Origin of the sequence: Coleofasciculus sp. E1-EBD-02 (assembly GCF_040218245.1) — a bacterium.
GTDB lineage: Bacteria > Cyanobacteriota > Cyanobacteriia > Cyanobacteriales > Coleofasciculaceae > Coleofasciculus.
Genome location: NZ_JAVJQN010000201.1, coordinates 1 through 23,941 on the forward strand (window position 1 = coordinate 1; position 23,941 = coordinate 23,941).

21 protein-coding genes and 3 pseudogenes are annotated in these 23,941 nt (G+C 46.5%); 13 read left to right on the forward strand and 11 right to left on the reverse strand.

Going from position 1 to position 23,941, the window contains the following annotated elements; all coding sequences use genetic code 11:
• Window positions 1–255 precede the first annotated feature (255 nt).
• Window positions 256–630, forward strand: coding sequence for a DUF3598 family protein (locus RIC07_RS31140; protein ID WP_446398021.1), 375 nt, complete (start codon window positions 256–258; stop codon window positions 628–630).
• A gap of 140 nt (window positions 631–770) precedes the next feature.
• On the opposite strand, the gene dxs is transcribed toward RIC07_RS31140, so the two are convergent.
• Together dxs and RIC07_RS31150 are read right to left on the reverse strand one after the other, a co-directional pair.
• Entirely contained in the window at window positions 771–2,678 is a 1,908-nt protein-coding gene (dxs, locus tag RIC07_RS31145; RefSeq protein WP_446397900.1) for a 1-deoxy-D-xylulose-5-phosphate synthase, read from the reverse strand.
• 266 nt (window positions 2,679–2,944) lie between these two features.
• Window positions 2,945–3,466 carry a transcriptional repressor gene (locus RIC07_RS31150; RefSeq protein WP_006104329.1) on the reverse strand — a complete coding sequence of 174 codons (522 nt, stop codon included), beginning with the start codon at window positions 3,464–3,466 and terminating at the stop codon, window positions 2,945–2,947.
• Window positions 3,467–3,747: 281 nt separating this feature from the next.
• On the opposite strand from RIC07_RS31150, the gene RIC07_RS31155 reads away from it, so the two are divergent.
• The 3 genes from RIC07_RS31155 (at window position 3,748) to RIC07_RS31165 (ending at window position 5,609) form a co-directional block, all read left to right on the forward strand.
• On the forward strand, window positions 3,748–3,948 hold the full coding sequence (locus tag RIC07_RS31155; RefSeq protein WP_446397901.1) for a hypothetical protein: 201 nt from the start codon (window positions 3,748–3,750) through the stop codon (window positions 3,946–3,948).
• A gap of 72 nt (window positions 3,949–4,020) precedes the next feature.
• Window positions 4,021–5,361 carry an ATP-dependent protease ATP-binding subunit ClpX gene (clpX, locus tag RIC07_RS31160; RefSeq protein WP_446398022.1) on the forward strand — a complete coding sequence of 447 codons (1,341 nt, stop codon included), beginning with the start codon at window positions 4,021–4,023 and terminating at the stop codon, window positions 5,359–5,361.
• Entirely contained in the window at window positions 5,358–5,609 is a 252-nt protein-coding gene (locus tag RIC07_RS31165) for a hypothetical protein (protein WP_446397902.1), read from the forward strand. Before clpX ends, RIC07_RS31165 begins: the two co-directional genes overlap by 4 nt.
• Here RIC07_RS31165 and RIC07_RS31170 read toward each other — a convergent pair.
• Window positions 5,580–7,724: an ATP-binding protein gene (locus RIC07_RS31170; RefSeq protein ID WP_446397903.1), complete on the reverse strand. Its 2,145-nt coding sequence runs from the start codon at window positions 7,722–7,724 to the stop codon at window positions 5,580–5,582. The two genes, RIC07_RS31165 and RIC07_RS31170, sit on opposite strands and share 30 nt — an antisense overlap.
• 543 nt (window positions 7,725–8,267) lie before the next feature.
• On the opposite strand from RIC07_RS31170, the gene RIC07_RS31175 reads away from it, so the two are divergent.
• The 4 genes and pseudogenes from RIC07_RS31175 to RIC07_RS31190 all read left to right on the forward strand — a co-directional run bounded on the left by RIC07_RS31175 (window position 8,268) and on the right by RIC07_RS31190 (window position 12,713).
• Window positions 8,268–11,309: an eCIS core domain-containing protein gene (locus RIC07_RS31175; RefSeq protein ID WP_446397904.1), complete on the forward strand. Its 3,042-nt coding sequence runs from the start codon at window positions 8,268–8,270 to the stop codon at window positions 11,307–11,309.
• Window positions 11,310–11,360: 51 nt separating this feature from the next.
• Window positions 11,361–11,834 (forward strand): YbjN domain-containing protein, encoded by a 474-nt coding sequence (locus RIC07_RS31180; protein ID WP_446397905.1) that lies wholly within the window; start codon window positions 11,361–11,363, stop codon window positions 11,832–11,834.
• Between the two features lie 67 nt (window positions 11,835–11,901).
• Window positions 11,902–12,339, forward strand: a pseudogene (locus RIC07_RS31185) (element excision factor XisH family protein).
• Window positions 12,340–12,383: 44 nt separating this feature from the next.
• Window positions 12,384–12,713 carry an element excision factor XisI family protein gene (locus RIC07_RS31190; RefSeq protein ID WP_446397906.1) on the forward strand — a complete coding sequence of 110 codons (330 nt, stop codon included), beginning with the start codon at window positions 12,384–12,386 and terminating at the stop codon, window positions 12,711–12,713.
• A gap of 212 nt (window positions 12,714–12,925) precedes the next feature.
• Here RIC07_RS31190 and RIC07_RS31195 read toward each other — a convergent pair.
• The 5 genes and pseudogenes from RIC07_RS31195 to RIC07_RS31215 form a co-directional block, all read right to left on the reverse strand.
• Window positions 12,926–13,316 (reverse strand): annotated as a pseudogene (locus RIC07_RS31195) (type II toxin-antitoxin system VapC family toxin).
• The gene (locus RIC07_RS31200) at window positions 13,303–13,566 is read right to left on the reverse strand and encodes an AbrB/MazE/SpoVT family DNA-binding domain-containing protein (protein ID WP_446397907.1); all 264 of its coding nucleotides are present in this window, start codon (window positions 13,564–13,566) and stop codon (window positions 13,303–13,305) included. The pseudogene RIC07_RS31195 and the gene RIC07_RS31200 overlap by 14 nt, the downstream one beginning before the upstream one ends.
• Before the next feature lie 330 nt (window positions 13,567–13,896).
• A complete protein-coding gene (locus tag RIC07_RS31205) occupies window positions 13,897–14,253 on the reverse strand; it encodes a hypothetical protein (RefSeq protein WP_446397908.1) in 357 nt (118 codons plus the stop codon).
• Between the two features lie 173 nt (window positions 14,254–14,426).
• Window positions 14,427–15,383, reverse strand: a complete 957-nt coding sequence (locus RIC07_RS31210; RefSeq protein ID WP_446397909.1) for an endonuclease/exonuclease/phosphatase family protein — start codon at window positions 15,381–15,383, stop codon at window positions 14,427–14,429.
• 79 nt (window positions 15,384–15,462) lie between these two features.
• Window positions 15,463–16,611, reverse strand: a complete 1,149-nt coding sequence (locus tag RIC07_RS31215) for a SpoIID/LytB domain-containing protein (RefSeq protein ID WP_446397910.1) — start codon at window positions 16,609–16,611, stop codon at window positions 15,463–15,465.
• A 309-nt stretch (window positions 16,612–16,920) separates the two neighbouring features.
• On the opposite strand from RIC07_RS31215, the gene RIC07_RS31220 reads away from it, so the two are divergent.
• The 5 genes and pseudogenes from RIC07_RS31220 to RIC07_RS31240 all read left to right on the forward strand — a co-directional run.
• A complete protein-coding gene (locus tag RIC07_RS31220) occupies window positions 16,921–17,583 on the forward strand; it encodes a DUF389 domain-containing protein (RefSeq protein WP_446397911.1) in 663 nt (220 codons plus the stop codon).
• A 14-nt stretch (window positions 17,584–17,597) separates the two neighbouring features.
• Window positions 17,598–18,173 (forward strand): DUF421 domain-containing protein, encoded by a 576-nt coding sequence (locus RIC07_RS31225; RefSeq protein WP_446397912.1) that lies wholly within the window; start codon window positions 17,598–17,600, stop codon window positions 18,171–18,173.
• 206 nt (window positions 18,174–18,379) lie between these two features.
• On the forward strand, window positions 18,380–19,339 hold the full coding sequence (locus RIC07_RS31230) for a ribonuclease Z (RefSeq protein ID WP_446397913.1): 960 nt from the start codon (window positions 18,380–18,382) through the stop codon (window positions 19,337–19,339).
• Window positions 19,340–19,650: 311 nt separating this feature from the next.
• Window positions 19,651–19,917, forward strand: coding sequence for a ribbon-helix-helix domain-containing protein (locus tag RIC07_RS31235; RefSeq protein ID WP_446397914.1), 267 nt, complete (start codon window positions 19,651–19,653; stop codon window positions 19,915–19,917).
• Window positions 19,918–20,029: 112 nt separating this feature from the next.
• A pseudogene (locus tag RIC07_RS31240) lies at window positions 20,030–20,140 on the forward strand (antitoxin TumA); the annotation flags it as partial.
• A gap of 341 nt (window positions 20,141–20,481) precedes the next feature.
• Here RIC07_RS31240 and RIC07_RS31245 read toward each other — a convergent pair.
• The 3 genes from RIC07_RS31245 to RIC07_RS31255 form a co-directional block, all read right to left on the reverse strand.
• Window positions 20,482–21,594: a matrixin family metalloprotease gene (locus RIC07_RS31245; RefSeq protein ID WP_446397915.1), complete on the reverse strand. Its 1,113-nt coding sequence runs from the start codon at window positions 21,592–21,594 to the stop codon at window positions 20,482–20,484.
• A 230-nt stretch (window positions 21,595–21,824) separates the two neighbouring features.
• Window positions 21,825–22,826: an adenosine kinase gene (locus tag RIC07_RS31250; RefSeq protein ID WP_446397916.1), complete on the reverse strand. Its 1,002-nt coding sequence runs from the start codon at window positions 22,824–22,826 to the stop codon at window positions 21,825–21,827.
• Window positions 22,827–23,287: 461 nt separating this feature from the next.
• On the reverse strand, window positions 23,288–23,914 hold the full coding sequence (locus RIC07_RS31255) for a DUF2459 domain-containing protein (protein WP_446397917.1): 627 nt from the start codon (window positions 23,912–23,914) through the stop codon (window positions 23,288–23,290).
• Window positions 23,915–23,941: the final 27 nt, after the last annotated feature.

Below are 23,941 nucleotides of genomic sequence, written 5' to 3' on the forward strand. Positions count from 1 at the left end.
AAAGAGGGATGACTCAATCTGAGTTAATCAGGAGTTTTATCGCTCAATTGCGCGGCGTAGTTTGGGAATCTCCTTACCTCCGATTCCCCCGCCTTATATCCCGTCGCTAAAAGCGAAGGTTTTACGGCGGATCAAGATAAAGAGGCTCAACTGTCTCAGTTAACCTTAATTCGGGAAAAACGCGCCGGAACCGATACCCCAGAACGTCCCCCCCTAACCGTTGATCAATTACTGGGAGAATGGCAAGGTGAAGCCATCACCCTCTATCCCGACTTGCGATCGCCAGATACCTATTCCACTAAACTTACGATTGAACGCCAAGACAGTAACCGCCTCGTTCAACAGCTAACCTTTGGCGTCGGTGAATCCGTCCGCACCCTAACTTCCAGTGCGAGGATTGATGGATCGATCCTTCATTTTCAAGACAGTTCATTACCCGTTCAGGTGGTACTGCTTCCCGATGGCGCGTCTTCTAACTGTCCATTAACGATTAAATCTGGTCACAGTTTTGTCCTTGAAGTGGGTTGGTTAATCGAACCCAACCTGCGCCAACGAATGATTCGCCGCTATAGCGATCGCGGTTCTTGGGTCAGTTTAACCTTAGTCCAGGAACAGCGAGTAAACAACTGAAGCGTTAACTTTACGCCCGGAAATGGTAGGGGCGCAAAGCTTTGCGCCCGATTCAATGGTCAAATCTCGTCCAATTTTAGCTGTATCACACCAGCAAAATTGTAGAGACGTAGCATGCTACGTCTCTACAGGATTGGACATTAACTCACCACCGACGGCTGTTTGTTAAAGAACGCTTCGCGCACTTGTTCCGCCATTTGGGACGGTGTTAACCCTAAATCGGCTTTCGACTGATCAGGTTTAGCATGATCGACTAACTTATCCGGGACACCAAACCGCTTCACGGGTACCAAAACATTATTGTCCGATAACGCTTCCGTCACGGCTGACCCAAAACCGCCCATCAAGCATCCTTCTTCTAAGGTAACCACCTTACCAATGCGCTGGGCTAGGGGCAAAATCAACTCCGTATCCAACGGCTTGACAAAACGGGCATTAACCACAGTGGCTTCAATTCCGTGTTCGCTCAAAATTTCCGCCGTTTGCATCGCGGGATACACCATCGAACCGTAGCCAATCAGCAGGATATCATCGCCATTGCGGAGAATTTCGCCTTTACCGATGGGTAGCCCATCCCATCCTTCTTCCATTAAGGGAACGCCATACCCATTCCCCCGTGGATACCGCATGGCAATCGGTCCTTCGGTATAATTCACACCCGTTACCAGCATCCGTTGCAGTTCCGCTTCATCCTTAGGTGCCATAACCACCATGTTAGGAATGCAGCGCAGATAGGCAATATCATACATCCCTTGGTGCGTCGGACCATCAGCACCAACAATCCCGGCGCGATCTAAGCAGAAGAACACGGGTAGGTTTTGGATGCAGACATCGTGAATGATCTGGTCATACGCCCGTTGCAGGAAGGTGGAGTAAATTGCGGCTACAGGTCGCATTCCTTCGCAAGCCAGCCCTGCGGCTAGGGTAACGGCGTGCTGTTCGGCAATTCCCACATCGATGTATTGTTTGGGCAGTTTTTCCTGGAGTTTAGTCAACCCGGTTCCCGTCGCCATCGCCGCCGTAATGCCGATGATTTTGGGATTGTTTTCGGCTAATTTAACCAAGGTGTGGGCAAAGACTTTGGAATAGCCGGGGGGTTTCGGCTTACTGGAGGGAATCGCTTTCCCGGTGGTTAAATCAAAGGGACTTTGGGCATGATAACCGACTTGGTCTTGTTCTGCGATCGCGTACCCTTTTCCTTTAGTTGTTACGACATGCACCAAGACGGGACCGGAATAGGTATGTGCGGCTTTGAACGTGGTAATCAAGTCTTCTAAATTATGACCATCTACTGGTCCCATGTAGGTGAAGCCCAGTTCTTCCAACACCGCCCCAACTTTGGGAACCGCTAACCGCTTCATCCCCTCTTTCACCCGTTGTAATTCGGGAGTCAAGGATTCCCCGAACAAGGGAAAATGCTTGAACTGTTCCTCTAAATTATCCGCTAGGAACTGCATCGGCTTACTCAGGCGTACCCGGTTCAAAGAGCGGGAAATCGCGCCCACGTTGGGCGAAATGGACATTTCATTATCATTCAGTACCACCAACAGCCGGGTATGGGGTAAATGTCCAGCATGGTTAATCGCTTCTAATGCCATACCTCCAGTTAAGGCACCATCACCAATCACCGCCACTGTCTTGAAGTTTTCTCCTTTCGCATCACGCGCCAGCGCCATTCCCAGGGCGGCTGAAATACTGGTAGACGCATGACCCGCACCGAAGTGATCAAACTTATTCTCACACCGCTTGAGGTAACCAGCCACCCCGTCCTTTTGCCGTAGGGTGTGGAAGTGATTATAGCGTCCCGTAATCATCTTATGGGGATAGGCTTGGTGACCGACATCCCAAATCACCTTATCCCGATCCAAATCGAGTGTCTGATATAATCCCAACGTCAGTTCGACAACCCCTAACCCTGGACCTAAATGACCACCGCTTTTGGCTACCGTTTGCAGATGCCGTTCCCGAATTTGACGGGCAATTTCCTCCAGTTGACGGATCGACAAACCGTGTAGCTGGTTCGGATGGGTAATTTCGCTGATATGCATACCGCCGTAATCTTCTTTAAATCGCTACTGGATATTATTCGTCTGTTTGATAGTCTAAAGTATCTAACAATTTAGGGGTTAGGGGGAATGAAATTAACAAATCCCTAGATTATCTGGCGAAAACAGCTAAATCCGTGCAATTTTAGCTACCACTCAACCCTTGTCAGTGATGAAAATCACAATATATTGAAGTTTTACTCACCGAATATCACCGCTTGGCTGTCCTTGGTTCAACCATTGGACAAATTCCTGATGACGTGTTTAAGCTAATTGTCTACCTCCTGGGGATCTTCTGCCACGATCGCTCGCGTGCAGCGCCAATTACTGGGAAGTGCAGAGGGCCATCCCATACGGAGGGCTTCGGGGCAAATGCTGTGTATGGTAAGCTGACAGTCAATGAGCTGGAAGCCTTCCTTGTCCACCTGTTTCATTGCCTGTTTTAATATCGAATCATTCTTAAATTCAATCGTCTGGTTACACTGAATGCAAACCAGATGATGGTGATGATTGGGGAACGGTTGATTCAGTTCATAGTGTTTGTGTCCTTCGGCTAACTCCAATTCTCGCAGGATACCCATGCGAGCCATCAACTTGACGCTGCGATAAATTGTAGACAGGCTGATGGGTTCTCCCCGCTTGTCCAGCAAATGGAAGAGTTCCTCAGCGCTGAGATGGTTCCCTCGGGGAAGATTCTGAAAAACGTGGAGTATCGTTTCTCGCTGCGGCGTTAACCGCCAACCCCGGGAATTAAGTTCAGCTTTCAGCGAAGCGGCTGTATACGGAGGCATAATCACCCTCTCAAAAAAACCCGATTATTGACAATGATACTTACTGATCCCACCTATTTGCAAGAAAATCGGTTAATTGACAATTAATGTCAGTCGTTATTTGTCATTTGTCATTTGTCATTTGTCATTCGTCATTCGTCATTTGTCATTCGTCATTCGTCATTTGTCATTCGTCATTCGTCATTTGGTCATTTGTCATTTGGTCAGGGCGGGTTTTGCAGCCACGCTAAGGAAAACCATCAATATTAGTCCCTAAACCCGCCCCTACACACAGATACACCATGGTACGTTTCTACCATGATTGTCCTCATCTTCCCCAGCTCCCCCAGCTTCCCCAGCTTCCCCAGCTTCCCCAGCTTCCCCAGCTCCCCCAGCTTCCCCAGCTTCCCCTGCTTCCCCAGCTTCCCCTGCTTACCTACTCCCCATCACCTCCTCACCTGAAGCTCCCCTTTTACGATCGCTGGAAACTACAATTGAAATAGAGCGGTTTGGATAGCCGAACTCTCCTCTTAAGCCAGATTGCTGTCACTGAACCCAACAGCGCGGATTTTGATATGTCCAAATACGATTCCTATCTAAGATGTTCTTTTTGTGGTAAATCCTCAGAACAGGTTAGTAAATTGATTGCTGGTCCTAGCGTCTACATCTGTGATGAATGTGTGGAACTGTGCAACCAAATTTTAGAGGAAGAACTGCTGACGTCTCACTCAGAAAGCCCAAATTATCCCCCCTTAACGGCTGAACCCCCTTACCAACAACCTGACTATTCTCCCCGTCGCACCGAATATCACTTGCTCAAGCCCGTTGAAATTAAACAAGTGCTAGACAAGTATGTTATTGGTCAAGACCAAGCCAAAAAAGTCCTCTCCGTTGCGGTTTATAATCATTACAAGCGGCTTAACCTGGCTCAGGATGATTATGACGCTAGTGGACTTGATGACAGCATTACCCTGCAAAAGTCCAACATTTTATTAATCGGTCCAACGGGTTGCGGTAAAACCCTTTTAGCTCAAACTCTCGCCAATTTGTTACAGGTTCCTTTTGCGATCGCGGATGCGACAACACTGACAGAAGCGGGTTATGTGGGAGATGATGTTGAGAATATCCTGCTGCGACTGTTACAGATGGCTGATTTCGATATAGAAGCCGCCGAGCAAGGTATTGTTTATATTGATGAAATTGATAAAATTACTCGCAAGAGTGAAAAGTCCTCGATGACGCGGGATGTGTCCGGTGAGGGGGTTCAGCAAGCCTTGCTGAAGATTTTGGAAGGAACGGTGGTGAATGTACCGCCCCAAGGAGGGCGCAAGCATCCCTATCAAGAGTTCATTCAATTAGATACGAGTAATATCCTGTTTATCTGTGGTGGGGCGTTTGTCGGGTTAGAGCAAATTATCGAACAACGCTTAGGGAAACGTTCGATAGGCTTCATTCAACCCAGTGAGACGCGATCGCGTCAACTGTCTTCAGCTGAATTGTCCAAACACTTGGAATCAGACGACTTAATCAAATTTGGGGTAATTCCGGAAATCATTGGGCGGTTACCTGTGATTACCGCCGTAGAACCCCTAGATGAAGACTCCTTAGTGGCAATCTTAACCCAACCCCGCAACGCTTTAGTAAAACAGTACCAAAAACTGCTGAACATGGATAACGTGCGCTTGGAATTTCACCCAGAAGCCCTACGTGCGATCGCCCAAGAAGCCTTTCGTCGCAAAACCGGGGCTAGGGCGCTGCGGGGGATTTTAGAAGAGGTGATGTTAGAAGTCATGTATGAGATTCCCTCACGCCAAGATATTACCCGTTGTGCCATTACCCGCGAGATGGTAGAAAAGCGATCGGCGGCGGAATTATTAGTCCATCCCTCTTGGTTACTTAATCCTGAATCAGCATGAGGATTAATGGCTTGACGGGGCGACAAGGGACAATGGGGTGTCGGGTGTTGGGTGTCGGGTGTCGGGTGTCGGGTGTTGGGTGTTGGGAAAGGTTGAAACTATTGCCTATTGCCTATTGCCTATTGCCCATTGCCTATGACACACCGAGCGAAGTCGAGGTGTTGCCTATTCCCTATTCCCTATCGCCTCTCCCCACCACAAGCCTGATTCAGCAACCCCTATTTAACCCAGCCTTGAATTTCGGGTGAGGTGATACCCCGTTCTAACTTGGCGCATTCTTGTTTGGTGGCGTCTAAGAGATGCTGCATGGTGACGGGTTTCCCTTCTTCAGCAGCAAAAAAGGCGGCATTCATGGCAATGGAACGGATATTTCCCCCGGTGGCTTGGAGTTTGCCTAATCTAGCATAATCCAGTTTCCGAGTTGGGGTTTCCTTGGGAAAGATTCTCTCCCAAATTTTGGTACGGGATGCGGCATTGGGATAGGGGAATTTGACGATAAATCGGATGCGGCGTAAGAAGGCTTGGTCAAGGGATTCTTTTAAATTGGTAGTGAGAATCGCTAACCCTTGATAGGCTTCCATCCGTTGCAGCAGATAGCTGACTTCTACATTAGCATGGCGGTCATGGGAGTCTTTGACTTGGGTGCGTTTGCCAAAGATGGCGTCGGCTTCGTCAAATAGGAGAATTGCGCCTCCGGTTTCGGCGGCGTCGAAGATACGGCGCAGATTTTTCTCCGTTTCGCCGATATATTTACTAATCACCGCAGATAGGTCAATTCGATATAAATCTAAGCGTAATTCATTTGCCAAGACTTCTGCTGCCATGGTTTTCCCTGTACCACTTTGTCCGGCAAATAGGGCGCTGATGCCTAAACCGCGATTACTTTTCTGACCAAATCCCCATTCGGTATACACTTTAACCCGTTGGCGCACCTGCGTCACCATATCTTTAAGGAGTTTCAGTTGGGGTTCCGGGAGGACAAAATCATCCCAAGTGGCGCTGGGTTCCAGGCGTTGGGCTAAATCTTCTAAACGAGGGCGGGATTGCAGGCGACAGATATCCCAGAGATGGGTGGTGAGGGGGGAGGGTTGGTTGTCGGTGGTGGTTTTTTTGCGTCTCTTGGGTTTGGGTTGGGTTTGGAGTTGGGCGATATCACTGTGTAGGGAAATGCAGGCGGCTTGGATATCGGTGTGGGTGAGGTTGAATTGGGCGACGAGGGATTCCACTTCCCCGTTGAGTTGGTTGGCGGTTTCGCCTAGGTGGGTTTGCCAGAGGTGGAGTTGTTCCAGATGCGTCAGGGAGGGGATATCGAAGCTGATGAACGGGCGTTGGGCAGAGGGGAGGCGTTCCGGGGTGCTGATAATCAGGGGGGTGTAGATGGCGTTGAGGAAGTGGCAGAGTGCCTCCATTAGGGGAGTATCGCTGGTGTTGAGTTCCTGGCAATCGAGGAGGAGGATACTCTGGGAGAGGATAGCGTCTCGGTGCCAACGGCGGATGAGGTGGGATATCTCATTTAAATGAGTGGGGAGGCGATGGGCGGGAAGGGATTTCAGGGGGCGGTTGAGGCGAGTGGAAACCGTGGTGGCGATATCCTGGGCGGCGCTGGGGGTGGTGTTACAGAGTTGGATGATGGGTAGGTTTGATTGTTGAATGTCGAGGGTGTAGGGGCGGGTTTTACCATTCTCGTTTCCATTGTTCCCAGATGTAACTAAACCCGCCCCGACTAAGGGTTCAGCGAGAGAGTCCTGGCTATTAGGATTAGTCTGCCATAACTGGGCGATGCGATCGGCTATTTGTTGGTGAGAGGGCTGAAGGGTACTCTCAATACCCGCCTGAATCGGTTGAATCAGGTGCATCAACTGGGCGTCTTCGTAAGGTTGACCCAACAGATACAGCAGAATCCCATTATCCAATTGCAGACGGCTTTGGGGAAGTTCCACAGAGGGGTCAGTTTTTACCAGTTGCCAATAGTGTAGGGGAGATGTCGGGGAAAGTGCCTGCCAAGCCTCAGCATCGCCAAAGAGTTGCATGGCTAAATTAAACGTGGGATAGGCAGACTGGGGGCAACTGTGGGCTTCGACGCAGAGTTGGGGAAAGTAGGGAATTAGGGCAGAAGCGGCGCATAGAAGCAGGACATTGCGTTCAAAGGGGGAGAGGTTGAACGTGGTGCAGAGGTGGGTTAAGGCGAGGGGAGGAGATGTGGAAGCGGCGGCACTGTTGAGGATGGAGTCAATATCGGGGATGGATTCAGGAGTCGGGTTCGCATCTCTAGCAATGTAGGCGTCGAGGCGTTGTTCAATGGCAGCGACAACTGTTTTAATCGTGTGGGTGTTGGTTTGGTTCCAGGTTGTTGGGGATAGCATTTTTTGTTTGATGAGAGGATTCTAATCGGAATTGTTATCGATGGTAGGCGGCAAAGTCGGGAAATGGCAAAGGAGATAACATAGGTTTATAAAAGCTAAAATAAAGCAAAAAAAGTTTATCCAAGTATACAGTTATTGCTCTAATCAACGGGATGTAGAAAATACGTTTTGTGGAGAAAAAGTGGAAGAGGAAATGTAGGGGCGCACCGACGTGCGCCCTTTATCAACGTGACGTGCGCTCGTTTCAACCCAAGCAACAGCCCTCACCCCCAGCCCCTCTCCCAAGCTTGGGAGAGGGGAGCGAGGAAGGGGTTGCTGAAAAAGTATTTTGATGGGGTTAGGGAGCCGAGAAAGAGGATAAAAGGCAACTTCCAGATAACAGAACTATCCCGAACAAACCGAAGAGAAAAGATTTTTATAGAGAAAAATACTTATGTCCGATGGGGGTGTGCAAAACAGGAAAAGGATAGCATAATAGGACAAACCAGAAAACCAACCCCAAGCAAAAGAAAAGCCCCGACAAAAGCATCAAAGAGGTTCACCATGGTTTATGACCACCAGTCCAAATCCTCATCCTGGACACCCACTCCCCGTAAGTCTTCTTTTTTCCCGCCTTCTCATATCCAAACGAAAACCGAGGCAAAGAAGGGCAGTGAGTTAGTGGGAAACCTTCCCAGTAAGGCGCAACGGGATAAAATTCGCCGCAGTCTGTTTGGTGATATCCGGGAGATGACGGGTGCAAAGGCGGAAACTGCGCCAACAGAAGCCAAAGACGTGCAGAACCCGACGCAGGAGTCAGAGGAAGCGGCGAGTGGGGAGATTCAGGCGAAGGCGGAGACGGGGTTGAGTCAATCCCAAGGGTATGGGGTTCCCAGTCGGGAAGTACGGAATAAGATTCGGCGGCGGATGTTTGGCAATTTGGAACCGACACCTGTGCAGAAGCAAGAGGAGGGAACCTCTCCCCCAACCCCTCTCCTGCAAGGCGAGGGGAGAATGGATGATGCGGGAGGAGAAGAGAAGGGGTTAGCGGAAACTGAGATAAGTCTACCCATCCAGGCGAAGCTGACAATCGGGGAACCCAATGATAAGTATGAACAGGAAGCGGATAGGGTAGCGCGTCAGGTGGTGGATAAGATTCATTCCCCGACACCAGAGACGGTGCAGCGTGAGGAGATGGGGGATGAGGATGAGGTGAGATTCAAGTCAGAAGCGGGGAGTGGGGAAAAGGGTGAAGCAGGCGTTGGGGTGACGGGGGTAAGGAAGTCCCCGATACAAAGGCTGACGATTAATCGAGCGGTGAATAGTGCAGGGGAAACCCAAGAGGCGTCGGCGGAGTTGGAGGCGTCGATACAAGGGAAACGGGGGAGTGGACAACCCTTGGATGAGTCGGTGAGAGAACCGATGGAAGGGGCGTTTGGGGCGGATTTTAGTGGGGTAAGGGTGCATACGGATGCAAAGTCAGATGAGTTGAATCAGGCGATTCAGGCGAAGGCGTTTACGACGGGGGAGGATATTTTCTTTCGAGAAGGGGCGTATGAGCCGGGGAGTCGGGGGGGACAGGAGTTGTTGGCGCATGAGTTGACTCATGTTGTGCAACAAAACGGCAATACAGTCCGATCAATGCAGACACAGGTAAAGGAAGTAGCCATTGATGAAACGCTTCTGGTAGAACCACAATTAGAGGGAAACGCTGCTGTTATTCAAAGAGGTTGGTTTAAAAACAAACGGACACAGGAGATCCGTCAAGCAGATAGTGTTTACAACTTGCCAGAACCCGAATTCGACTGGGACGAAATTCATCAAGAAATGAGTTATGGTGAATCCTCTCAACCTAGTAGTTTTAGTTCATTTCGAGAACCAAACTACCCAGACTTACAATTCGAGGAACTGTACAACGGGCAAAAAGTCATAATTCAGGCTCTTGAAGGTAGGCAAATGCTAGTTGTTACTTCAGAGGGGCAGAAAGCTTTGCTGCCAGTATATATGCGCCGATTAGCAGTAGGAAGCATCATCAAGATTAGTGACTCTATATTCTTCCAAGTAGTTGAAGTTCAGCCAGAAATAAATGATACATTCTATAGTATTATTAACCAGTTTGACCAAAAGATCATTGCCCATAGCCAATTGCTCAAGTTCATGTTGGGACAAAGCCAGCAAGGAGAAAAAGACCCATTCATTACCCAACAAGAATTTGCATTCAGTATAGCGGAAGAAGATTCTAGCGCTGAGTATATACCAGAAGACGAAGACATGGATGATGAAGAAGATAGGTATGATCAATTTGACGAAGACTATGATGCAGTAGATCAACCGCTTTGGGAAATACCAAGTTCAACACGCTTCGCAACCTTTGAAGAAGCTGTTCCTGAGCCACCGAAGTTTCTCAAAACCACGAGTAGGTGGAATTTCCATACAGAACAATGGGTAGAGGAAAATTTAGGTACTGCAACGAAAAGCAAGCAAGAAGCTAAAAAAGCCTTTGAAAAATGGGTAACCTACTCCCCTTCTTCAATCAAAGAGATTCTTGAGTATCTTATGAAATTAAAGCAAAAATTTCAACTGACATCTGTTTCTGCTATCATTGCGGACGATGGTATCACAATTGCTTATATTGCTTCACCTCCTGATTACTCTCACATTAAACCTGTCAATTCCTTGTCTGCTGCTAATGAATCAAAACATCCTCCAAATGCCTTTAAGACAAAGAAACCGGACTTAGTGAATCTCGGATCAGCCACACAGGAAAAGACACCACTCGGTCAGATAATGTCCACACTCGGTCTGACGATTAATGACATCAATTTGCCAGCAAAAGGTGATATGCAAAAGGCAATTCGACCAGAACGGGTACATGCTATAATTTATGGAGCACGTCGAATGCAGGGAGGAAGACAGACAGGGACAGTCAATCCAGCAGCAGTTGCCCACTTTGGTCACCACGAGATCATCTTGTTAAACTTAAATGACAAAAGCAAGTGGCTAAGTTATTACGATGGTGGTCATTTGATTGGCGATCAATTATTACCCAATAAGACATACGACACATTTGTGGAGTGGAATCTCGCACCCCAGGAACAGGTACTCAATCAGCAGTCATATCGCTTGTGGATGGAAAACATTATAGCTTCGGGAGTAATGGATGCTAAGGGTAAGCTACGCACCACAATCCCAATTTCAATGATAGCTAGCGTTTATTACCCTGATGACGAGTATACTGTGACAGAGAATGAGCTTGCCCAAGCAAACATTATTCCAAACAATTCGGGTATACCCACATCTGGGCAAAATCGAAGTATTACAATAAAGTCCCGTATCCCATACCGCTGGGTATTAGACGCAAAAATTGGCGATCCGGCATACACATTTAAGGAAAAAACGGCTAAGCCTGATAAAACAAAAAAAACAGGAAATACGGCTTTTCCCTACTATGATTACAGCGACTTGACAACGAAGGAAATCTCTTATAGCGACCGCCATTGGTGGAAAATTAGTAGCGCAATGAATAATAAAAAGACTGATGCAATTTCAATTAAAAATCAAAAACAACTTCACTTTGAAGCCTATCAGTATTACCCATCTCGATAGGTTTGTTGGAGTTCATGAACATAATCGTTACATCCAATCAAGCAATAACAAATGTCTCCGCTGATAGACGAAGTTATACATTTTTTTTACAGAGATCAATGGCATTTTGCCAAAAATGAAGATGAGTCAGTAGTCCGTGTTGCCTTCGGAGGTCATAATGGACGCTGGGGTTGTTATGCCCAAATACGTGAAGCGGAACAGCAAATTATCTTTTATTCTGTATATCCAGAAGTGATACCGAAAAAGAAACGGAAGCAAATAGCAGTACTCTTAACACTCATCAATTACGATCTGGTTATCGGAAATTTTGAATTGAATTTGGATGGGGGACACCTTCGCTATAAAACTAGCATAGATGTCGAAGGCACAACACTTAATTGGGCTTTAATAAAACAGCTAGTCTATAATAATGTCTTCATCATGGATAAATATTACCCAGCTATTGAAGCAGTACTAAAGGAGGAAGCAAGCCCCGAAGAGGCTGTTAACCGGATCGAAAATGTTAAATCTGATGATACAGTGTGATCGCCAGTTTTGAGTATGGAAAACTAAGTCATGTCAAATTACTTATCTGTCTATACCAGCCAAAGATATTTTTCACAACACCGTCCGATTAGCCCTAGAAAAAGATGGTTTGGTAATCACCGATGATCCTTTACACCTGAAAGTAGGTGGAACAGAAATGTATATAGACTTAGCCGCAGAACGATTAATTGCTGCCCTGAAAAATGGTCAAAAGATAGCCTTTGAAATCAAATTTTTTTTGCGAGAATCGGAACTATAGCAGTCGCCAGGGTCATTAGGACATTAAGATCAATGCCATGTATTGTCTTGAGCCATGCCTAGTGTCCTAACCGTTGTGGCGGTTGCTATAACTGAATTTCACTTAGCCCTTGGTCAATTTCTGAACTATCGCTTGGCATTAAAGCAAAAATTACCCAATTTTGTTTTATACCTAGCCATTCCTACAGATACTTATAATACCTTATTCCGTCGCCCATTCATTCAGGACGCTATCGGAGAAGATTAACTAAAACTACTAATTTTTGACCCCAATAAACAGGAAATTTCAGCATGGAAAGCTTAAACATACAAGAGATTGTCCAGAAAATCATCAAAGCGCACGCTATCAATCTTAAAGATGATCAGACAGAAGTACAACTCATTTTTGATAATGAGCGTAATCATTACCTAATAATGGTAGTGGGTTGGTATGACCAACGACGGGAATATGAGAGCCTAATTCATATTGATATTAAAGATAACAAAATATGGATTCAGAGTGATGGAACTGAAATAGGAGTAGCCAAGGAATTGGTTGAAGCCGGAATTCCACGACAGGATATAGTTTTAGGATATAAGTCTCCCTTTAAACGGCAATTTACTGAATATGCTCACCTGTAATCTGTAGAAGGAGTTGCACGCCAATAGCCCATACTTTGGTAGAACCCACTCAGTACCAGAGTCATGTCGTGCTATTGGCAATGGATTTGCCATCATTCAACAGAACCGAAACCCCATCTACAGGCGGACACATTTTCCCATGATGAAAGTATACCAGAAAAAAAGCACGTACAATTAATATTTTGCTAGTTTCCAGGGCAAAAATTGAATTTTTACAGCTTATTCACCCGACAAGAAGTCAACCCTTGAGCTTTTTTGCCAAACTTCTCGTCAAACGTGTAAAACGCTTCACAATGCTGACTCTGTGCTAAATGAAACGCATCAGCTTGCGTCTAAACCACTTTCATGCCATTGAATAACTTGACCAATCAAGCTAGCCTTGCCAACATGAACATTCGGCAAACCAAACAAATTTCTCAACCCTTTGCAGATATCCGTTGGTTTAAACTTGTAAGCAAAACGCAACACCCATTCGGTTTCCAGAATCACCGTATCTGGAATAAAAACATCATGTTTTCCAAAAATCTCCACACTCTTGTTAAACTGTAACTCATCATCCTGAGTTAACAAGCGAATAACAACATTTGTATCAACCGCGATCATGCCATAACTCCTCTATCCCTTGGCGAATGGCATCATCCATATCCTCAAGACTTTTAGGAGTTCCGTGATACTTTAAACAACCCGCCACATCATTCAATTTTGTTTCTAAAAAAGGCTTCTTCGGTTTCAACAGAATCCCATCACCCATATCAATCGCCATCAACTCAATCCCAACCTCCCAGTGATGAGCCTCTCGCAGAGACTTAGGAATAATCACTTGACCTTGGCTCGACAACTTTGTTATTTCCATAAACCTATCAAGCCCTAAACGCCTTAAATGTATAAGTATTTTAACATTATCAGCTAACTTATGGCGCAACTTGGAAACAGGGCGCACGGGGCGTGTCCCCTACAGGCGGACACATTTTTCCATGGTGAAAGTATACCAGAAAAAAAGCGATCGCGCTTGGAAAACTAACATCCCCAACCGGGCGTACACTTGCCAATCAGCATACAAAAAACCAAGTTGCGTTCTATCATGTCATTGATACGCCTTGTCGAGTATTTGGACAGATGCTTCGTTTCGTTCCTCCGCTTCGCTGCGGACTGCACTCAGCATGACATATTTCACCTTTAACAGCTACGAGGAAATTCGCGTGGTGATTGGGTTGAAGAGAAGGGATGTGATCGCGTGGTAATTTGATTTGGGAATAGAGTGCGATCGCGTGTTAATTGGGTTGAAGAGATGGGATGCGATCGCGGGGTAATTTGATTTGGGAATAGAATGCGATCGCGCTTTGTTTGGGTTGAGGAGATGGGATGCGAGCGCGTGATGATAAGATTTGGGAATAGAGTGCGATCGCGTGTTAATTGGGTTGAATAGAGGGGATGCGATTCGCACAGTGAGAAGATTTGGGAATAGAGTGCGATCGCGTTTGCGGTATGTTGAAGGGAAGAGAGTGCGATTCGCGATCGTCTCTTGAGTCAATTGTATCAATAATTCAGCGTACTTTGTAAGAGGGCGCACGTCGGTGCGCCCCTACAGGCGGACACATTTTTCCATGGTAAAAGTATACCAGCATCAATGCTATGCTCCTCGCTCAAAAATGACCGTTAATGAGACAGTACGTTAACAAGTGCGAGAGCGAGCCAAGGGAGAACGTCTCTTCTTTAATTATTCGGAATGGTCACATCTGTGATTATGGGTAAATGATCGGAACCTACATAATTACCTGTTTTAGTATTGAGAACTGAAATATCTGGACTGACTAAACAATGGTCAATCGGAATAGAAAGCCCAGGGATTCCAGCCGGAAACGTTGGTAAAAGCCCAAATCCTGCCCTGGCATTCCGCAGTCCAGAATAATGAATGGCTTTTTTATAGTAAGGTGACCACATAGTTATATTCAAATCCCCCATTAAAATAACGGGTGTTTTGAGGTGTTTGACATAACGCCCAATTCCTTCTTCTAGATGTTGATTGCGCCACTTGAACCCATCTTTATCAAACATCAATGGCTGCATCGTATGACTGATAATTAGAGAGACTTTTTTACCCTCAATCATTAAATTCGCTAAGAGATTGCCGCGATTCTGTCCGTAACGCTGAATCGAATAATTTTCTAAGGGAATATTACTATAGAGTTCCATCTCAAGTATCTTGGCGCTGATATGATAAGGAAAACTTTTGGCTAAAACCTGCAACTTCTCTGACCAGATAATATTAGCTTCTAAAAAAGCCGCGATCGCAGGTTTTTCTTGCTCAACTAAAGCAATCACCTGATCATACTGCTGATTGGACGCCAAGACATTGAGGGATAAGAGTCGCAGGGGTTGACCGGAAGCAACATTTCCTTGGGGAATATACCATGGCACAATTTCTATCAGGTTAATTAAGACACAAGCTAAACTGACAATTAGCCAGGTTCGCTGGTGCGTTATGGTAAAGAAAATACAGAGCAATATTCCTAAAATTAAATACTGAATTTTAAAATTAGACGTTATATCGAAAAAGACATTGAATCGACCAAAATAACCTGTGATAGACAAGACAATGATACTAACCGTTAGTCCCCTAAAAAAATAGACAGCCCTGGTTTTGAGTCGAGCAATTAAGTGAATAGGCATAAACAGAATTATACACCCAAATAAACAATAGTAGGGGCTTGGTTACCAAGCCCCTCAAAGCTGGGTTACTGTTCTTAAATTACGGAAGCTGAGAAATTGCTGCCTGTTGATAATAGTGACTCAAAATCTGTTGATAATTAACACCCTGTTGCGCTAGATTATGCGCCCCCCATTGACTTAATCCTAATCCGTGACCATAGCCGCGACCACTAACTTGAAAACTCCCCCCCAAGTTACTCACCGTAAACAGAGTGCTTTTCAGTCCCAGCGCCTTACGCATAGTATTGCCACTAACCCGCTTGCTACCGCCTGTTCCCTTTACTCTCATGGTGACAACGCGCCCATGGGGAGTTGTCCGTTCTGGGGTCATAGAAGTGACGCGCCCAACTCCACCAATCCGGCGTCCCAATTCGCTACCGGAAAAGGTTTGAGTCCATTGATAGACAGGTGCGCCCACATCATAATCGGGAACTCCTCGCAGATAGGCTAGGGGTTTACTCCAAATATCTTCGACATTTTCAGTATGTCCACCCGACGAGGAATGGAAAACGGATAGAATCACATCACCGCCGTAGGTCAAAATCTGTCCGGCTGTGGCGTTGACGGCGGTATGAGTGCTTTCGGCTTCAGTGTCCATTCCCTTGTAGACTTGCCACTTGACCGTATCACCGACATCGTAGATGCTATTCCCTGATTCAGCGCGTTTATAGAGGGCGTAGGTACGAGCCGCAACCGCTTGGGCTTTGAGGGCTTCTTGGGGCCAACTCGGACTCATTTCTGAGCCAATCACGCTGTAGAGATATTGCTCGAAGTCAACATGATTAACCGCCGTTAATCGCCCTCCTGTCGCCACTAATCGAGTCCGCCCCCGATACCAGCGATCGCCTATCCAAACCAAACCATCCTCAGTGGGTTCAATCCACAGTGATCCTGAACTCCAGTTACCTAAACGAACCCCACTTCCTCCAGATTGGGCGTCAAAACCATTCATCGGCGCCAGTTCTCCCACAGGTTGACCCGCGCTATCGCGAACAATGGCTTTGGTTGAACTTCCCACCTTAACGCGACTGACGCCTTCTTCAATCGCCACCCGTAATTCGGTTAGGGCTTGGGCGGGACTGACTAAGATCATCCACAATAAAAAAGAGAGCCACCAATGACGCCCTCCAGAGCGAATCATTAACTTGAGCATATTTACCACAGTGAAGGGAAAACGTCTAGATGTCATCTGTAAAACTTCCTTATCCGAAGACTACTCTCGGTTTCATAATTAACAGAGATGGAATTGCCAATCTTGGTCGTCGCTAGATTATTCCGTTCCCGATACTGGAACCAAGAATCCGCACGCTGATTTTTGCTCTGGCTAAGATTGCATCCCTTAAAAAGATTGACAGGCATATTTTTAACATGTTTCTTGCTCATCGGCTAGTGCGGGGCGATCCCAGCGGTATAATCTCCTGTCAGGGAAATCTCTCCCTTCCCATTTCCTATTGCCTAGAGTCCTATTCCCTATTTCCTGTTCCCTATTTTCTAAATCATGGACAAACCAAACGAGTTGATTCAAACTCCCCAGCCCCCTCTGGTTGAACCCAAGATTCTCCAGCAACTCTCGGAAGAAGTGGTGCTTTCACCCTCTTATTTAGTGTTAATGGGTATGGCGGGCATTTTATCCGCCATTGCCTTGTTGACCAATTCGATTCCAATTCTGATTGGTTCGATGATTATTGCCCCAGCGTTTCTACCGTTATCATTAGTCGCCTTTGCCCTAGTTGCAGGTCAACCCAGGCTGGCGCTACGAGGTTTCACTGTGGCTCTAGTCGGGCTATTCGTGGCGACAATTTCAGCCATGGCGACGGTATGGGTATTCAATACCAGCGCAATTCTGCCTTCTCATGACAATCTCCTGAATAAACCCCTACTGGAAGAACGGGTAGAACCGGGTTGGTACAGTGTGGTGGTGGCTTTGGCGGCGGGGGTGTCTGGAACCATTGCTTTAGTGAAACAGAAAGTCGATACATTAGTGGGAACGGTTGCAGCTTTAGCATTAGTCCCTGCTGCGGCTGCTGCTGCGATCGCGTTTATGTCCCATGATCCGCTTCGGGGTGTTGGTGGCTTGGAGTTGCTGGCGATTAATGTTGGGTTAATTATCTTGGCAGGTATGATTACGGTGCTGATGATCGGATCTGAGCCGTCAAGTTAACGTCAGGGATTAAGATGATGCAGGCACTTGGGGATACAATTAGCTGGGCATTGGGACTCGAAGCCCCAACGCTCAATGTGTGGCAGATGGGATTACGGGCAGCAATTATCTATGGGGCGGCGCTGATCATGGTGCGGGTGATTGGCGATCGCCGCTTTATTGGCAAACATGCAGCGATGGATGTGCTGTTGGGTGTGATTCTGGGGTCTACCTTGAGTCGGGCGATTAATGGGGCTGCGCCCTATTTTCCCACACTAGGCGCAGCGTTAGTATTAGTGGGAATGCATGGGTTGGTGTCAGCACTGGCGTTTCATGTTGAGCGCTTTGATGTTTGGGTCAAGGGTAAGCCTCGGACATTAATTCGCGAGGGTCAAGTGAATCGCAAGGCGATGCGAAAAAGTCATATTAGTGACAGAGATTTAGAATCATCGTTGCGTCTCAAGGGAAAAATCACCGAACCTACGCAGGTGGAAATTGCTCGTCTAGAAAGTAATGGTGACATCAGTGTCATGCCCAAACCTAAGCCACCGAGGGTGATCGAGGTGTCAGTGGAAGCGGGTGTGCAAACGGTGCGAATCGAGGTGGATTGATTGCAGGGAAGATGGGGGAGATTGTGTAGGGGCGGGTTTCACTACTATCTTTTTGGTTGCACCCAGATGTAATTAAACCCGCCCCGACCTCACCGTTCAATTATCGCAAATGACCAATGACCAATGACCAATGACCAATGACCAACGCAAAACTGTAACATGAATAGGGGAGTCTGTTTCCCGACTAAGGTTCAAGGATCAAGCCTGTGCAAATTACATTTTTAGGAACCAGTTCCGGAGTACCCACGCGATCGCGCAATGTGTCCAGTGTGACGTTGCGTCTCCCTCAACGGGCAGAGTTTTGGCTGTTTGACTGTGGTGAAGGCACTCAGCATCAGCTTTTACGCAGTGAACTCAAAACCAGTCAACTTCGCCGCATTTTTATCACCCATTTGCACGGTGACCATATCTTTGGCTTAATGGGACTACTGGCTAGCTGTGGTTTAGCGGGTAATGTTGATCGGGTTGATATTTATGGTCCTCCTGGTCTTAATGATTACTTAAAAGCGTGCGGCAAATACTCTCATACTCGTTTTTCATTCCCTACTCAAGTACACACCGTTAGCCCCGGCGTTATTTACGACGATGAGGAATATACGGTAATCTGTGGAGCGCTCAAGCATCGTGTGACGGCGTTTGGATATCGCATCGTTGAAAAAGATCGTCCGGGACGATTTGATGTGGAAAAAGCGAAGGCATTAAAGATTCCACCCGGACCAATTTATGGTCAACTTAAACGGGGAGAAACAGTCACTCTAGCCGATGGGCGTAAAATTCAGGGCAAAGACTTGTGTGGAGAACCTGAAGTTGGACGTAAATTTGTTTACTGTACGGATACGGTCTATTGTGATGGAGCGGTAGACCTTGCCCAGGATGCTGATGTGTTGATTCATGAAGCGACGTTTGCTCATCAAGATTCTCAACTGGCATTTGAACGGTTACATTCCACATCTACGATGGCGGCACAAGTGGCGTTAAGCGCTGGAGTTAAGCAGTTAATTATGACCCATTTTAGCCCACGTTATGCACCTGGAAATGACATTGGATTAGAGGATTTGCTGGCGGAAGCCCAAGCCATTTTCCCGAACACCAAGTTGGCGTATGATTTCTTAACCTATGAAATTCCCCGGCGTCGTGTTCCAGAGTTAGTGGTAGAGGGGAGATGAGGGGTGTGTAAGCTCAAGGGGCGGGTTAAGACAGCTAAAAAGGAGACAGGGTGTAGGGTATGGGGTGTGGGGTGTAGGGTATGGGGTGTGGGGTGTGGGGTGTTGGGTGTTGGGTGTTGGTAAATTCAGGAGGTTTATAGCAGTAGACACATCGATTAGGACAAACGAACTGTTGTAGAGACGTTGCATGCAACGTCTCTACCATAAGATGCGTCCTAACCGCTATGGCGATTGCTATACAATCAGGCGCGGGAGTTGGAAGAGAAGATTGCAGAGAATGTGGCGTAGTTATTGAACTTGTAGGAGGAACCATGAATATTAGTTTAAAACCGGAACATGAAGAATTCATTCAATCTCAAGTGTTGAGTGGGAGATTTGCCAATCAAGAGGAAGTAATTGATATGGCTTTTCGCTTATTAAAAAAGCCTCAGGGTGAGTATGAACAATGGATAGAGGAAACGCGGAATAAGATTGATGTAGGGATTGCAGAACTTGATCGAGGGGAAAGATTAGATGGGGACGCTGTTGTCGCGGGGATTTTAGAGAGATTTAAACAAGCACGTCAAGAGACAGAATGAGTCGTTATCTGATTTCACCTTCTGCGAGTCGGGATTTGAATGCTATTGCTGACTATTTCTTGACTAGGAATGTGGACGCTGGAGAGAGGTTATTTCAGGAGTTCACTAAAAAGTGTCAATACATACGTCGCCTTTGGATGCACTGATAGCCGTAGCCAAGCGACTTAGTTTGTATGAAAATCAACAAAATATGAAATCTGAGGATTTTTTTGATCGCTATAGCAATCCTATTTAGGTTGTGGCAATTTTCAAAACTGTAACCCTTACTATACCTGGGTTTCAAGCAAATTGGGAATGGGTAGCGAGCAAGATGCAAAGCCTGCGGCATGGCTTCGCTTAACGCACTACAAGGATTTCGGCATTATTGATATTAAGGTGTAAATGCCGAACAGCTTAGGACACGGCAATGCCGTGTCCCTACCACAGCTTAAGGATTGATTTAGTAGGGGCACGATACTATCGTGCCCTGATCTAGTTTCCTCCCAGGTTCCCAGGCATCATTTATCATGGGTTAGTCTAAACACCAGTTCCTTGATAGGTATCTCAATCTCAATGCCGAACAGCCTACCACATCATCACGGCTGTTTCTCCGGCGCGATCGCTATAGTAGAGACGGATACGTAACACATATCGACGCCCCCGAAATAACCTGACCTGAATCTCGGCATTATAGTCCTCGCCACTATCGTCATCCCCGGTAAGATAACGGAGTTCACCATTAACCTCTTCAAATAGCACCATAACGGTATCCGATATGCCAAAGGTGCGAATCGTATAGGATCGTGTCGCATCAGGTTCGATACGGAAGTTCATTTGTTCCCCAGGTGTGAGGGTTAAGGGAACCGATTGAAAGGGTTTTAGTTCAGTGTAATCCTTCTCTTCTAAGAGTGGGTAAAACTGCTTGACCCAAGTTTTATCCCGTTCTGATAACCCAGGTGCTGGAGTTAAACCATTCCGATATTTTGGTGGTTCTTGAATTAAACCCGCGCCAAAGGGATAGTGCATAATTGAGTTGGGGTCCCAGTTTGACCCTTGTACCGTATCCGGGTTAATTTTACGAATGATATTGTAATACGTGGTTTCCCGATCCCAATTATTCGGAGGTTCTGCGAGTGCAGCGTAAACGGCTTCTTCATCCCAAACAATCCCAGCATTAGGGTTTTGGTGTTCGTGAGGAAATCCTAGGGTATGACCTATCTCATGCACGGCGGTGTCAATTTCTCCAGGATAGCGGGTTAAATCCCAACCAAAATTCATTGTCCGCTCATCTCGCCCAATATTGAGAACATCTCTGCCAACATAAGACCAAGCGCCATCTCCGCGCTGGAAGCCAATCCGGATTTCTGCTTCGTCTGGTGAGTTCACTTCCTTGAATTCCAGTCCAATACCCACCTGCTTCCAGACATCAAAGGCTTTACGGACAACATTTTTTTCGGTCTCAGTCGTTGCCAAATAGGTTGGCTGATCGAAGAAATAGTAATGTAAGATTGTGCCGTTCACCCATTTCTTATCCAGAAATTGGATCAGATTGGCACGATGACGATTGACAATCCCTGACAAGTCACGCAGGGCAACTTCGGGAAGTGAGCAATAGGAATAGTTACCGCCTTCGTCAGAAGGTACGGGTACAGTTGATTGCTCTTGTTCATTGAACGGGTTTGTATTCGATTGAACCATAAGAGTTCTCCTAATTTAAGTCATTTGTCAAAACACTGATTTCACGGATTTTTTGGGGAGATAGGGGTGGGGAGGTGAGAACTTATTGACACTGATTACACAGAGAATTTAGTTCTCTCATCAAGATAGGATGATTGGGATTTTAAGCGTCATTTGTCATTTGTAAATTCTCTTCCCCATCTTCCCCATCTTCCCCATCTCCCCCATCTCCCCCATCTCCCCTATCTCCCTCATCTCCCTCCGCTCTCCTCTAATAAAGAACGAGTGTCTTGTGTGTCCATGCGGGGACCAAAACTTGTCACCAACTTTGCCGCCGCTTTAGATCCTAACTCTCCAGCTTGAGCATAACTCATCCCATGCGTCAATCCGTAAAGAACCGCGCCAGCATACATATCTCCGGCGCCAACGGTGTCAACTGCTTTAACGGGAACTGGATCAATCTCGATTATCTGTTGTCCATCAAAGATTACCGATCCTTTCGGTCCACGGGTAATCGCAAATCCTTTAGCCAACCCTTTCAAGTAATCAACAGCAACTGTAAGATCCTCAGTGTCCGCCATTTTTAGGGCTTCGCTTTCATTGGCAAAGAGGAAATCCACGCCCGAACCGATGATTTCAAGTAATCCATCTTTAAAGAACTTCACCATATTCAGGTCAGACAGGGATAGGGCGATTTTTTGACCCGCCGCTTTGGCAAGATCTCTGGCTTGAATCGCCGCCGCTTTGCTAGCAGCACCCGTGACCAAATACCCTTCAATATAGGTATATTTGGACTGTGCGATCGCGTCAGGGACTAATTCCGTTTCTGAGAAACTTGCGGAAATTCCCAGGAACGTATTCATCGTGCGATCGGCATCTGGCGTGACAAACACCAAGCATTTACCTGTAATTCCAGCTTCAGGAGGATGGTATTGCAGGTTAGTCTCTACATTAAAGCGGAGCAAATCCCCCAGGTAAACCTGTCCGTCTTCATCATTGGCGACTTTACAAGAATAGAAGGCTTTACCCCCAAATTGGCTCAGGGCAATCATTGTATTTGCCGCCGATCCCCCACCGCCGCGCTTCATTGACTGACCCTCCAAGTGTTTCAGGATCTTGTGCTGATGATCTTCTTCAATTAACGTCATCACCCCTTTATCAATGCCCAATTCTTGAAGTACCTCTGGGGAAACTTCTAGTTCAATGTCCAGTAAGGCATTACCGAGACCATATACATCGTATTGTTGAGTCATCTTCATTCATGGCTAAATCCCTCGTCCATACTGGGTATGGGTTACGCAGAAAAGCCAAGCTCCTAATTATAGTCCTGTTCAGTCCAACTGCTATCCTATATTGCCATCCTTTACCACTCAAGTGTGAGTCATGAACTTGATTAGGTTGTAGGTTGGGTTGACGCAAGGAAACCCAACGGGATCTAGGGCTAAGGTTCTCTACTACAAGCCGAATCTAATTCATCAAATAAGGTGTGCCACGCCAGTAGTGGACTGACACAGCTAAAATTGTGGAATAGATTTTACCATTGAATTGGGCGCAAAGCTTTACGCCCCTACAATTCTAATCTACCATTTTAGGTGTGCCACGACAGTAGGTTCTGATAGCAGCTACCTTGACAGGTTAGGACATTCTTTACTCCTCTCTCGCTCTACGCCAGCCTCAAAAGTGAAGGCACTCTTGATGATGGCAAAAAGTAAAACTACTTCTCTGAATGCTTGACCTGAAAATTGGGTAAGGTGATAAAGCCTTCAACTTGACAGTCTAATTCTTCTAACCAGTTAACCAATTCGTGATTGCTATTGTGAAATAAACTATAATCTTGCTCATCCTGAACAAAAGCTAGGTTATGACGCGAATTGACGATGCGCGTATCAATGTTTTGATTGAAACGTTTATTTAATGATTCTAATAATTGTGCAGCTTGAGTTCCTGCTACCTCAAAACTCAATAGAGTCTCCTGCCAGTCAGAACCAAGTTCTTGCTGAAGTTCAGTGATATCGTTCGCTCTTTTTCTGCCGAGGGTGCCGGTGGTGGGAATTAGCAGTGCCGCTAATCCATCGCTTAAATCTTGCTGATTTAGGGCAAAATAATGCCAATCTCCATAAGTATACTGGATCAATCCGCCCTGGCGATCGGGCAAAATGAGACGTGAATGATAGCCGTAATCAATGACATAAACAGTGGTTGGATTAGCGGGGTCAGTTGGGGGGATGATAAACGTAGGAGAACGAATTAAAGCAAAGCCAATAAAGACCAAAGCCAAGACAGACAAAATCACGATAGCCGTATAGCGCGAAAAAATACGGTTTCGCCTGAATAATTCCATGAGTCACAAATAATCCTCTCTCTTGCG